At 37.1% G+C, this 13,117-nt stretch carries 13 protein-coding genes and 1 pseudogene; 10 read left to right on the top strand and 4 right to left on the bottom strand.

Annotated features, from left to right (window positions below):
• Positions 1 to 190: 190 nt before the first annotated feature.
• The gene (locus AC0IWE_RS25610) at positions 191 to 1,240 is read right to left on the bottom strand and encodes a glycoside hydrolase family 130 protein (RefSeq protein WP_471795251.1); all 1,050 of its coding nucleotides are present in this window, start codon (positions 1,238 to 1,240) and stop codon (positions 191 to 193) included.
• A gap of 63 nt (positions 1,241 to 1,303) precedes the next feature.
• On the bottom strand, positions 1,304 to 1,489 hold the full coding sequence (locus AC0IWE_RS25605) for a CsbD family protein (protein WP_055907479.1): 186 nt from the start codon (positions 1,487 to 1,489) through the stop codon (positions 1,304 to 1,306).
• Between the two features lie 199 nt (positions 1,490 to 1,688).
• Here AC0IWE_RS25605 and AC0IWE_RS25600 point away from each other — a divergent pair, with 199 nt between their 5' ends.
• On the top strand, positions 1,689 to 4,778 hold the full coding sequence (locus AC0IWE_RS25600; protein WP_471795250.1) for a SusC/RagA family TonB-linked outer membrane protein: 3,090 nt from the start codon (positions 1,689 to 1,691) through the stop codon (positions 4,776 to 4,778).
• Between the two features lie 16 nt (positions 4,779 to 4,794).
• Positions 4,795 to 6,174 (top strand): RagB/SusD family nutrient uptake outer membrane protein, encoded by a 1,380-nt coding sequence (locus AC0IWE_RS25595; RefSeq protein ID WP_471795249.1) that lies wholly within the window; start codon positions 4,795 to 4,797, stop codon positions 6,172 to 6,174.
• A 93-nt stretch (positions 6,175 to 6,267) separates the two neighbouring features.
• On the opposite strand, the gene AC0IWE_RS25590 is transcribed toward AC0IWE_RS25595, so the two are convergent.
• The gene (locus AC0IWE_RS25590) at positions 6,268 to 7,392 is read right to left on the bottom strand and encodes a M57 family metalloprotease (RefSeq protein WP_471795248.1); all 1,125 of its coding nucleotides are present in this window, start codon (positions 7,390 to 7,392) and stop codon (positions 6,268 to 6,270) included.
• Between the two features lie 390 nt (positions 7,393 to 7,782).
• On the bottom strand, positions 7,783 to 9,678 hold the full coding sequence (acs, locus tag AC0IWE_RS25585) for an acetate--CoA ligase (RefSeq protein ID WP_055907492.1): 1,896 nt from the start codon (positions 9,676 to 9,678) through the stop codon (positions 7,783 to 7,785).
• A 120-nt stretch (positions 9,679 to 9,798) separates the two neighbouring features.
• Between acs and AC0IWE_RS25580 the strand changes: the two genes are divergently transcribed.
• From AC0IWE_RS25580 to AC0IWE_RS25545, 8 genes and pseudogenes are all read left to right on the top strand, one after another.
• Positions 9,799 to 10,290, top strand: a complete 492-nt coding sequence (locus tag AC0IWE_RS25580; protein ID WP_471795247.1) for a hypothetical protein — start codon at positions 9,799 to 9,801, stop codon at positions 10,288 to 10,290.
• Positions 10,291 to 10,381: 91 nt separating this feature from the next.
• Positions 10,382 to 10,615: a 50S ribosomal protein L28 gene (gene rpmB / locus AC0IWE_RS25575; protein WP_025145121.1), complete on the top strand. Its 234-nt coding sequence runs from the start codon at positions 10,382 to 10,384 to the stop codon at positions 10,613 to 10,615.
• Between the two features lie 44 nt (positions 10,616 to 10,659).
• Positions 10,660 to 10,842, top strand: a complete 183-nt coding sequence (gene rpmG, locus AC0IWE_RS25570) for a 50S ribosomal protein L33 (RefSeq protein WP_010599807.1) — start codon at positions 10,660 to 10,662, stop codon at positions 10,840 to 10,842.
• Between the two features lie 86 nt (positions 10,843 to 10,928).
• Positions 10,929 to 11,084, top strand: coding sequence for a DUF4295 domain-containing protein (locus AC0IWE_RS25565; RefSeq protein ID WP_010599808.1), 156 nt, complete (start codon positions 10,929 to 10,931; stop codon positions 11,082 to 11,084).
• A gap of 120 nt (positions 11,085 to 11,204) precedes the next feature.
• The gene (locus tag AC0IWE_RS25560) at positions 11,205 to 11,432 is read left to right on the top strand and encodes a hypothetical protein (RefSeq protein WP_471795246.1); all 228 of its coding nucleotides are present in this window, start codon (positions 11,205 to 11,207) and stop codon (positions 11,430 to 11,432) included.
• Positions 11,433 to 11,849, top strand: coding sequence for a type II toxin-antitoxin system VapC family toxin (locus tag AC0IWE_RS25555; protein WP_471795245.1), 417 nt, complete (start codon positions 11,433 to 11,435; stop codon positions 11,847 to 11,849).
• A complete protein-coding gene (gene ftsY / locus AC0IWE_RS25550) occupies positions 11,849 to 12,811 on the top strand; it encodes a signal recognition particle-docking protein FtsY (RefSeq protein WP_471795244.1) in 963 nt (320 codons plus the stop codon). Before AC0IWE_RS25555 ends, ftsY begins: the two co-directional genes overlap by 1 nt.
• A 114-nt stretch (positions 12,812 to 12,925) precedes the next feature.
• Positions 12,926 to 13,096 (top strand): annotated as a pseudogene (locus AC0IWE_RS25545) (GxxExxY protein); the annotation flags it as partial.
• Positions 13,097 to 13,117 lie beyond the last annotated feature (21 nt).

Below are 13,117 nucleotides of genomic sequence, written 5' to 3'. Positions count from 1 at the left end.
GTTTAAGGTGAAACCTGATGCTTTAATATCATAATCAAAAGCGATTCCCGGCAATGGGAATCGCTTTTTTTATTTAGTTTCAGTAAGTCATTGGTTGCCATATGCTGAAAAACCATTGTGTTTTCGAGGCTTGGTGATAAAAAGACTAAACAACATTTTCGGTGTTATTCAGTGTTTCTATGGCAAAAAATTACACATATTTCAAAGTCTCCAAAATTTCCGCTATCGAGAACTTAGCTCCACATACAAATTCATCTGCAGCACCGTAGTAAATTGTTAATTCATCTCCGCTAACTAAATGGCCATTGGTAAAAACTACTTCACCAAAAAAACCATGCAGCTCATAATCAGTAGTAGGCACCATTATAGGTTGATCTGTTCTTGCCAATACTTTAGCCGGATTGTTTGAATCCAGCAAAAAAGCACCCAGGCAATACTGATGTTTTTCGTTTGCTCCGTGATAAATTTCAAGCCAACCCGCTGCTGTTTTAATAGGTGCAGCACCCGCACCAACGCGTGCACTATCCCAAAAGCCAGCTCGGGTTTTAATGATACATTTATGGTTGCCCCAATGAATGCCATCAGGCGATTCGGCCAGCCAAATGTAGTTACCGCCTAAAGCAACACTACTTGGCCGGTGCAAGGCATAAAATTTGCCATTAATTTGTTCTTCAAATAAAGCGCAATCTTTATTATGAGGTGGAATAATCATGCCATGGTACTCAAAGGTTTTCCAATCTTTAGTGCTACGCATGCCTACCCCAACACCGTGTTCAGAAACAGCCGTGAAAGTTAAATAATAAGTACCGTTAATTTGGGCTACCCTGCAATCTTCAATGCCAAAGATTTCATCCTCACCTTCCCCCTGTAATAAAGGATAAGCATCCGGTTGATAAAAATGTATCCCATCATCACTGCACACCAGCCTTAAATGAGAAAGTGTGGTTAAATAATCTGCTCCCTTATAATTGATTACCCTGGGGTCGGTTGCATTTAAATCCGGATCGCTTTCTGCTATGGCCAAAATCTCTATTCCCCCTTTTTTAAGTACAGGGAAAGAGATTACGTTTTCCTGTTGGGCTGGTCTTTCAGCAACGCGGATCAGCAACCATATTTTACCTTCAAAAGTAAAAACACCTGGATTTAACAAACATTCGATTTCTAGTCCGGCGCTGCTCGGCAAAAGGTCTTTTGGATGCAAGATTGGATTCTCGACAAATCTTTTGGCAATATCTGGCATAAAAAATGGTTTTAAAGCGAACAGGCGACCGTATAGGCCGCCTGTTTATTCATAGAATTGATATTATAATGAGTTGATCCATTTTACAAGTTCATCTCTTCCCTTTCCGGTTTTTTGTTGAAGTTTTCCCAATAACTCATCGTCTTGGCCCTCCTCATGCGCTAAATCATCATCAGTTAAATCAGCATAAGCTTGTTTAACCTTTCCTTTTATTTCATTCCACTTTCCTTTTAATTCTAACTTATCCATGCTTGTGTTTTTTAATAAAAAAATGCAATTTATATACCAATCAACATTTGTTTTCAATGCTTTGTTTTGGTTTAATTGCTTATTAGCCTAACATAGCCAAATTTTAACCTATTCCTCAAGGTTTTGAACATATTATTGATTATATTAAGTGTATCATTTATACAAACTATTAAACATTACTAACTTAACTACCATTTTGATGAAAAAACTACTCTTAAGTATGCTTTTGTCTCTCTGTGTAATTTCACTTGCTTTCGCACAAGGCAAGGTTATCACGGGGAAAGTAACGTCGGCTTCTGGACCAATTCCAGGAGTTAGCGTATTTGTAAAAGGCTCACCAGCAGCGGGCACACAGAGTGATGCCTCCGGAGCCTTTAAACTAACAGTATCAGACGATGCTAAAACAATCGTTTTTAGCTTTATCGGCTACAAAACAAAAGAAGTGCCGATTACCGGAGCAACGATTAACACCAGTTTAGAGGAAGAAAACAATACCTTATCTGATGTGGTTGTTGTGGGATACGGCACGCAGAATAAACGGGATATAACGGGATCGGTAGCTTCTGTTAAATCGAAAGACCTGGAAAACTTACCTGTAACAAGTTTTGAACAAGCCTTGCAGGGAAAAGCAGCAGGCGTACAGATTGCGGCTCAAAATGGAAAATTAGGGCAAGGAATAACGGTAAGGGTCAGGGGGGCTGCCTCGGTAACTGCGGGCAGCGAGCCACTTTACATTGTTGATGGAATTCCTATTACCTCAGGCGATTTTTCCAGTACAACAGCACCAACCAGTGCTTTAGCTGATTTAAATACCAATGATATCGAATCTATAGAAGTTTTAAAAGATGCCTCTGCATCTGCAATATATGGCGCAAGAGCCTCAAACGGTGTAGTATTAATCACAACCAAACAAGGTAAGGCAGGCAAAACACTTATTCAGTTCAATGCATTAGGTGGAGTTAGCTCCCCTTCTAACCATAGGGATTTTTTAAATGCAGAACAATATGTTCAGTTAGAGCGTAGAGCTGGGCAAGGCCAGGCTAAACAAGACTTTCTAAATGGAGAATATGCAACTTTACAAGAAGCGTTAGATGATTACAGTGAAAGTGTAGAAGCGCGTTTAAACCGATATTCAGCCGGAAACAATGATTACCAAACTTATAAAGTAAACTCTAATTGGGAAGCTGCCTCTTTTCAAGACAAGCCCGTTACACAACAATATGATCTGAATTTAACAGGCGGAAATGAAAAAACTAAATTTTACATTGGCGGACAGGCATTAGATCAACAAGGAATTGTAATTGGAAACAGTTATAAACGCTATAGCGGCAGGTTAAATCTGACTAATAAGGTAACTGATTTTTTAGAAATGGGTGTTAATCTTAATTTTTCTAATAGCATTAATAATAGGTTATCAAATGATAATGCCTTTTCAAGTCCACTGCAATCTGTTGCACTTTCTCCTATTACCCCTTTTATAGACCCAAGATCAGGCTTGGTTAGCGGAACATTACCAGGAGCAGCCTCTAACTATCCAGTATATTATAATCCATTTATCAGTGTCGATAATGCATTTTATAAAGCAACGGTATATAGAACAATAGGAAAAGCTTTTGCAAACATTAATATCGCAAAAGGCTTAAAATTTAGCACAGATTTCTCTATTGATAACTTGAATCAAAACGAAGAAAGCTATTACGGTGCTTTAACTTTCAGAAACACAGGCACTACAAATGGTTACGGGCAAAATATTTCGACTTTTGTAATTAATAGCAACACAAACAATTTTTTCAGTTACAATAATACAATTGGAAAAAGTGCTTTTGACCTGATTTTAGGAACAAGTTACCAAAAATCGACTACAAAATACAGTACCATTGAAGGGCAGGATTTCCCGAGTGATTCTTATATTAAATTGGGTTCTGCTGCAACAAAAGTTATAGCAACAAGTAATGAAGGTGCGTTTAGCTTTTTATCTTATTTCTTTAGGGCAAATTACAAATACAATAACCGTTATCTATTTGGCTTTAGTGTAAGAGCAGATGGCTCATCACGTTTTGGCACCAATAACAGGTATGGATATTTCCCTGCAGGCTCATTAGCATGGATTGCTTCGGAAGAAGATTTTTTAAAGGAGAGCGAAATCATCAGTTTATTAAAATTACGGGCCAGTTATGGTTTAACAGGTAATGCTGAAATTGGAAACTATTCTGCACGAGGTTTATTCAGTGGATCAGGAGCTTACGGAGGTTTGCCAGGACAAATACCTTCTAGAATAGCGAATCCGGATTTAACGTGGGAAAAAACAAAACAACTCGACATTGGCTTTGATTTTGGTATTTTGAAGAATAGAATTACAGGTGTTTTCGATTTCTATCAAAAAAATACCAGCGATTTATTGTTGGATGTTCCTATTCCGCAAACAACGGGTTTTTCTACAAAAACTCAGAATTTAGGTTCATTAAAAAATACTGGGTTTGAATTGGGTATAAATACAGAAAATTTTGTTGGCGCATTTAAATGGTCAACGGCAATAACTGGTGCAATTAACAACAATAAGATTACCAATTTAGGAGGGCAGATTTTAAATGGCAATGAAATAAATGCAGCTATTTCAGGGCAACCTATTGGTGTATTTTACATACCAGAATATGCCGGAGTAAATCCGGCTAATGGCGATGCATTATATTATGTTAACACAACTGATGCTTCAGGAAATGTTGATCGATCAACAACAACTGATATTAATAAAGCACAGCGGATATTTGCCGGGAACCCAAATCCTAAATATACTTTTGGTATAAATAATACTTTTTCTTTTAAGAATTTTGATCTGGGTATATTTTTCCAAGGTGTTAAGGGCAATAAAATTTTCAACGCAGGAGGCCAATACATGAGTGCCAATGGTTCAAATGGCTATGATAATCAAACCACAGATCAAATGAGCTATTGGGATAAACCTGGTGACATTACTTCCGTGCCAGAGCCGCGTTTGTTTGCAGGCAATGGTATTGGAAATTCAACAAGGTATTTATCTGATGGCTCTTATGTCCGTTTAAAAACATTAACCCTTGGTTATACTTTTCCAGCTTCGGTATTAACGAAAATTAAGTTAAGCAAATTGAGGTTATATGCTACGGCGCAAAACCTGCTCACCATAACCGGTTACAAAGGATGGGACCCTGAGGTTAATGCAGATTATCAATCGACGAACATCAATCAAGGCGTAGATTTTTACTCAGCACCACAACCACGAGTAATTTCATTTGGTATTAACATTGGCCTATAATTAAAAAAGAATCAAAATGAAAAAGACATATATAACCAACATCATATTTGCTTGCATGTTTCTGATGGCTTTACTATCGTGCAAGAAAGCACTTGAAATAAATCCTGTTGATACCATAGAACAAAAAAATGCATTACTCACCTCCAAGGATGTTGAAGGAGCCCTAACAGGTGCATACTCAGACCTCGGTAGCCGGAATTTTTTTGGTGGCCGTCCATTTTTGATAACTGATTTCTTAGCAAACACTGATGCTATCGAATGGTTCGGAACTTATGAGGAGTTAACACAGGCCATAAACAAATCTCTTCTAAAAACAAATGTGTTTGTAGATAATGTTTGGGCTGCAGGGTATGCCTCAATCAATGATGCCAACAACGTAATTGCTGCTCTTGATAAAGTAGAGCCTACTAAAAAGAGCAGAGTGGAAGGCGAAGCAAAATTTATTCGGGGTGCAGCTTATTTTGAACTCGTTAGATTATTTGGAAAAGCCTACAATGATGGCACTCCCAGCACCAATTTAGGAATACCCATTGTATTAACACCAACAAATTTAATAAGCGAAGCAAACTATGTAAGCAGGGCTACTGTAGCTGCAGTTTACAACCAGGCTATTGCAGATTTAACAGATGCAGAAGCCAAACTTCCGGCCGTTAATGGTTTTTTCGCAACAAAATCAGCAGCTGCTGCAATGCTTGCGAGACTTTACTTACAAATGGGTAATTATAGTGCGGCCGGAGCGGCAGCAAACCGCGTGATATCCTCTGGAAATTATCAACTAACAAATACTTACTTAAGCGCTTTTCCTAAAATGCCCGAAAGCGGTAGACCCGCAAAACCTGGAGATAATACCACTGAAGATGTTTTTGCCATGCAGGTAACTACTTTGACAGGTTTTAATGGCTTTAATGAATTCTATGGTTCATCTACATTTGGTGGTCGTGGGGACGCTGTAATTTCACAGGATTGGATTGATGAGACTTATGCTGCGAATGATGACAGAATTAATGCTTTTTATGACGATGATGATATATTTACCTCCAAATTTGGTAACCAATTTGGAAACGTTCCTGTAATCAGGTTATCGGAAATGTATTTGATTAGAGCGGAATGCAATGTGCGTTTGGCTCCTTCAGCTCCCATTGGTGGTATTGCACCGATTCAAGATTTGGCTACGGTTAGAAGTAGGGCTGGCTTAACAACAAATTCAGCCACTCTTACAGATATTCTTAACGAAAGAAAACTCGAATTTGCTTTTGAAGGCTTTTCACTACACGATGCTAAAAGAACGCAAACGAATATTGGAAATATACCATGGAATTCTACCAGATTGATCTTCCCGATTCCACAACGTGAAATTGACGCAAACAATAAACTGGTTCAAAATCCAGGTTACTAACTAAAATTATAAACAAACAGCCAATCAATTGATTGGCTGTTTGTTTATAATCGATTAACTAAACTATTTAAAAGAATACCACCGATTATTTCATTATTTATATTTACTTCCTTGTAATATTAAATCCTTAGTTAATATAATATATTTTCCATTACTATTAGTCATCCGAGCTAACAATTGTAAATCTTGCGGGTATTCACCAACATTATTATTAACGTTTACTGTTAAACTTCCAGTCCCCTGGCCCTGCGTAAATGAAATACTTGAGGGTTTACCGCTTACACTCCAATCAACTACTGATGATGGCCATACATAAGATAAAGTAAAAGTATAACTTCTATTAGCGCTCAATATACCTCCTCCGCTAATTTTAGGCGAACCAAGAGGATATAAATTTACCAATGCAAGCTTATCTTTATCAGAAAGAACACCAGAGAGCGTGTTATTTGGTCCACTATTCATAATTGAGTTAAAATCAGTTCCACCAGCATTTGGAACATCAATAGCAGTTACTTGTGTACCAATATCATCGGCTCCATCAGCAGTTTCTATCCCTACCCAATCTGTATGCCTAAAACCGATACAGTGCCCAAGTTCATGAGCAATAACGGTTTTCTTTTGATCTGGATTAAGCCCGGCGTTGGCCATACTTTCAGAATTAACCCTAACCAAAGCACCCGCCCTGCCGCTGAGCGGAAAATAAGCTTTTCCGTAACCACTAATGCTCTCCGATCTAATTTCAATATCGAATGCGCCGTTGGGAACAATGGTAAAAAAAATGCCAGAGTTGTCTACAACATTCCATAAGTTAATTGCTGCATCTATTTCACCGGCTAAGCTGGCCAAATTAGGGTGTATATAGAGCCTAACATTTATGCGATTTGTCAAATCTACCAAGTGCCCGGTATAAGTCTGACCAATTTTCGGACTCCCAACTATTGGCGTACCCATAAATTTTGAATTTAACACAAGCGAAGTGGCCACCTTTGTGCTTCTATCGGAGGGCATTTCCATATCTTTCGGGAAAGAAATATCTCCTTCAACCTGATACTCCGTACCTAAATCTTTAATGGAAGATTCAGAAAATCCAAGACTTTTTATATAAGAGCGCAACTCTAGGTTTTGAGGTGGTTCAGGTTGATCTTTATTGTCGCCCTTTTTACAGGATACAGCTAGAATTACCAATAAGGATAGAGTTAGAATTTTTTTCGTTTTCATAGATTTTATTTTAGGCAACAGTTAAAAGTATTTGTAAACAGGCTACAAATACTTATTAAACAGCTAAAAATAAAAATAAAAACACTAATAATCAACCATTTACAAAAAACAAGAATAGATTAAACGATTTAGACTAGTTATTTAGTTAAAATAAAAATTTAAATCAATCCGGAATATGATAACATTGTGCTACTTTCTATTACATGAAGCCAAACGAAACCAAATAAATATTGGAAGCAACTATTAAATGTTTACAGATTGGTAATGCCATTTAAATGAGGTGAAATGATGGAAATTTCAAAATGTTAAACCACTGCCAACTAAAATATCTCATTAACAAAAAATGCCCCCGGAAACCGGGGGCATTGCTTTTTATAATTCACTTTATGCTTAAAGCGTTTTTGTTGCTGCAATAATCTCCTCAACAACTCCAGGATCCAATAAAGTAGAAGTATCGCCTAAATTTGTGGTATCGCCCTCCGCAATTTTCCGTAAAATTCTGCGCATAATTTTGCCTGAGCGCGTTTTTGGTAAACCAGATACAAACAATATCTTATCAGGTTTCGCAATGGCTCCAATTACGCGGGTAACTGTTTGTAAAATATCTTTTTTAGACAATTCTGCCTCTCCATGCATTTCAGGGTAAATTACGAAAGCGTAAATGCCCTGTCCTTTTACATCATGCGGATAACCCACCACAGCACTTTCTACCACTCCTGCATGCATATTAATCGCATTCTCTACTTCAGCAGTGCCAATTCTATGTCCTGAAACATTCAGTACATCATCTACACGACCAGTAATCCTATAATAACCATCTTCATCACGCAAGCAGCCATCACCTGTAAAATAAAGATTTTCGTAAGTAGAAAAATAGGTTTGCTTGCAACGTTCATGATCGCCATAGGTGGTACGCAACATCCCCGGCCAAGGGAATTTAATGCAAAGATTTCCCATTACTCCGTTTCCTTCAATTTCATTACCGTTTTCATCAACCAGAATAGGTTGAATTCCTGGCAGAGGCAAAGTGGCAAAACTAGGTTTGGTTGGCGTTACCGTAGCAATTGGAGAAATCATAATTCCCCCGGTTTCAGTTTGCCACCAGGTATCTACAATAGGCGCTTTACCATGACCAATCTTTTCATCAAACCAATGCCATGCCTCCTCATTGATAGGCTCTCCTACCGAGCCTAAAACGCGGATCGAACTTAAATCTTTGCCATTAAGCGGTTCATCACCATAACTCATCAGCGAGCGGATAGCCGTAGGTGCGGTATATAAAGTATTTACTTTGTGTTTTTCTATAATATCCCAAAAGCGTGATGGCGTTGGGTAGGTTGGAATCCCCTCAAAAAGTACAGATGTTGCACCTTGAGAAAGCGGTCCGTAAACGATGTAGGAGTGTCCGGTAATCCAGCCAATATCTGCAGTACAGAAATAAACTTCGCCAGGTTTGTAGTTAAATACATTGGAAAACGTATACCCCGCATACACCATATAACCGCCACAGGTATGCACCACCCCTTTGGGTTTACCGGTAGAGCCTGATGTATAAAGAATGAAGAGCATATCCTCCGCATCCATTTCTTCGGCTTCGCAGGTATCGTTTACATGCTTCACTTCATCTTCCCACCACACATCTCTACCTTTCAACATGGAAACAGGAGTACGGATATGAGTTAGTACAATACATTTTTCTACTGTTGGGCAACCGATCAATGCATCATCAATTACATCTTTTAAAGGAATCTGTTTGTTACCACGGTAAGAACCATCGGCAGTAATCACAACCTTACATTGCGAATCGTTAATGCGGTCGGCAATTGATTTTGCAGAAAACCCACCGAAAATAACAGAATGAACAGCACCAATCCTCGCACAAGCCAAAACAGCTATGGCAAGTTCGGGCACCATTGGCATATAAATACAAATGCGATCTCCTTTTTTAGCACCGTTACGTTTTAGCACGTTTGCAAAGCGGCAAACACGCTCATGCAGCATTTTATAAGTATAGGTTACACTTTCTTCCTCAGGATTATTCGGTTCCCAGATAATTGCAGGTTTATCACCATTGGTAGCAAGATGGCGGTCTAAACAATTTTCGGTAATGTTAAGTTTAGCTCCTTCGAACCATTTAATATTTGGCTCGTTAAAGTTCCATGATAAAACCTTAAACCAGGGTTTACGCCATTGAAAGTTTTGCGCTACCTCGCCCCAAAACTGTTCTGGATTTTCTACGCTCTTTTTATAATCTTCTTCGTACTGCTTAAAAGATGTAATTTGCATTGCTCTGTTTTATATTTTGGATTAGTTGCGGCTAATTTAAAGAAATAATAATTAGCAGAAATAGTCTAATTGTATCAAAATAAATATCAAACGTTTGATAAGAAATAATTATTTTTATGCATGAAGAATTTAACCTCATTTATAGCACTGATACTGATTGTATTTAGCATCAAATCATACGCTGCAACCGAATTTAAAAGTTCTGTTTCGGCGGATACTACTCAAGCTTATAAAGTTATCGCAAAATCACCGGCAATAGCTTCTGTTACCATCAGAAAAAGTAAAAAGAGTGGCAATATACTATATGTATCGGTTGGAATTAAAAAACTTAATGCCCAGGACAACAACGTAACAGGCATTGGTTTGCAGGGAAAGTCAGAATCAAAGGAAGCCAGAAATGCAACTGGTCCGGTTTTCGATCAAATAGAAGTTTTAAATGGCGGTTATGATGAGATTAAAGTTGATAAAGTATCAACCACACAAAACATGTATACCATTAAAAACATTAATTTTCCATTAAGATTAAAAATGCATTCGGGAAAAGATTATGTTGAATTTGAAATAAAAGATGCAGGCCGCTGGGATGTGAACGTAAATTATAAAAATAATTAGCTTCGCTATTGTCATTTACAATTATTATTCAGATATTTGCACACTCTTAAAAAAATTAAGCGGACGTATTAAACAACTATATTTACAAGTCATGTCAAGAGTTTGTGATTTAACAGGAAAAAAAGCAATGGTAGGTAACAACGTTTCTCACTCGAACGTTAAAACCAAACGCAAATTTTACCCAAACCTACAACTTCAGAAATTTTATATTCCTGAAGAAAACCGTTGGATTACGTTGAAAGTTTCTACTTCAGCGATTAAAACCATCAATAAAGTGGGCATTAGCGAAGCGATTAACCGTTTCGTAAAAAAAGGATTTTTGTAAAAAACATTAACTGTTGAGATTAACAGTTTTCAATTTATAATAAAATGGCAAAAAAAGGTAACAGAGTTCAGGTTATTTTAGAATGTACTGAACATAAAGAAAGTGGCATGCCAGGTATGTCTAGATATATTTCTACCAAAAACCGTAAAAACACTACTGAGAGATTAGAATTGAAAAAATTCAATCCAGTGTTGAGAAAAGTAACCGTACATAAAGAGATTAAATAAGATTGATGTTGTAAAGGTAGAAAGTTAAGGGTATACCCATTTCTCATTCTATCCATCTATCATTCAATCATTAAATTTATAAGAACATGGCAAAGAAAGTAGTTGCAACCCTTAAAACAGGTACAGGTAAAGAATATTCGAAAGTAATTACAATGGTAAAATCACCAAAAACTGGTGCTTATTCATTCAAAGAACTTATCGTACACAACGACCACGTAAAAGATGCTATCGCATCTAAATAAGGTTAATATTTTTTAATATTAAAAGATATTAAAGGCCGTTCCGTTTTAACCGGAAGGGCTTTTTTTGTTAGTGAAATTTACGTTCGGAAATAATTGATTATCTTTGAAAAAAGCATAGCCATGGAAACGTATAAGTTTAAAGCAAAAGTTTCTGAAAACGGAACTATTGTTGTTCCTGACAGATTTGATATAAAAAATAAAGAAGTTGAAGTGATTATTTTGGATGAGGTAGTTCAAAACCCGCCAAATATAAAAATGAAAGATTTTCTTGATAAGTTTACCGGAATATTGGAGGGAATTGATCCAGATAAAGCTAGATATGATTATCTTATGGATAAACATAAGTAAATGAACATTCTATTTGACACCAATATTTTTATAGATATAAGTCTAAAAAGACATCCTTTTTTTGAGGATTCCTTCGAAGTATTGAACAAAGTTGATGATATAAATATAAATGGATTCATTTTGGCCTCAACTTTTACTGACATATACTACATCTGCAAAAAAAATATAGGCCACGATAAAACGATAGATCTTCTTCTTACCCTTATAAGTACGATAAACATTCTAGGTATAAATAAAGATACAATTATCTTCGCAATGCATTCCAATTTTTCAGATTTTGAAGATGCAGTACAAAATGCAGCTGCAGAGTTAAATCAGATTGATCTTATAATAACCCGAAACACAAAAGACTTCACTGCCGGTAAAATACCGGCTCAAACACCTACCGATTTCCTAAAAAAACATAAAAATAACTAATGGGTTTATTCGATTTTTTCAAAAAGAAAGAAACTGCGCCTGAAGCTCAGGAAGCTCTTGATAAAGGTTTAGAGAAAACTAAAGACGGTTTCTTTAATAAAATTACCAAAGCTGTTGCAGGAAAATCTTCTGTTGATGATGAAGTGCTCGATAATCTGGAAGAAGTTTTGGTTACTTCAGATGTGGGCGTAAGTACTACATTAAAAATTATCAAACGCATCGAAGAACGTGTTGCCAAAGATAAATACCTCAATACCTCTGAGCTAAACTTTATTCTTCGCGACGAAATTCAGTTGCTTCTATCTGAAAATAACAGTAACGATTTCCGCCAGTTCGAATATGGCGACCACAAACCATATGTTATTATGGTGGTTGGCGTAAACGGTGTGGGTAAAACCACTACGATTGGAAAACTGGCACATAAACTTAAAGAATCAGGGCTTAAAGTAGTTTTAGGGGCTGCCGATACCTTTAGGGCTGCAGCTGTTGATCAGATTAAACTTTGGGGCGAACGCGTTGGCGTAAGGGTTGTTGCACAGGCCATGGGATCAGATCCTGCCTCTGTAGCTTTTGATACACTACAATCTGCCGTTGCCAATGGCGAAGATGTTGTTATTATCGATACCGCCGGACGTTTACATAACAAAATCGGTTTGATGAACGAACTCGGCAAAATTAAGCAGGTAATGCAAAAGGTTGTACCCAATGCCCCGCACGAAATTTTGTTGGTACTCGATGCTTCTACCGGACAAAATGCTTTTGAACAGTGTAAACAGTTTACCGAAGCCACCGATGTAAACGCCCTGGCCATTACCAAATTAGATGGAACAGCAAAAGGCGGTGTGGTAATCGGAATTTCAGATCAGTTTAAAATCCCGGTTAAATACATTGGTGTGGGTGAAAAAATAGGCGACTTACAGCTTTTTGATAAGAAAGAGTTTGTGAATAGTTTATTTAAATAGCACTTCGGGAGATGATTCTGCAGAGGATTTAGTTACAAGGCTCACTTCGTGTTTTGATATTGAGAAGGAGTTTGTAGTGATGTTTGAAAGTTAGGTGATTGGAAATTTAGATGCGACCTGGCAGTAGAAGAGAAAGTAATCGTAGAATTAAAATCTGTTACAGGATTTCAGCCTAAGTTATTTCAAAGTCAACTTATATCATACTTAAAAGCCAGTAAAATTAAAACCGGATTATTGATTAATTTTGGCAATACAAGTTGTGAAGTCAAAAGGATAGCTTTATAATCCTGATATATCCACATGATA

Source organism: Pedobacter sp. AC402, assembly GCF_979252805.1.
This window is presented reverse-complemented; position numbering and strand designations above follow the sequence as displayed.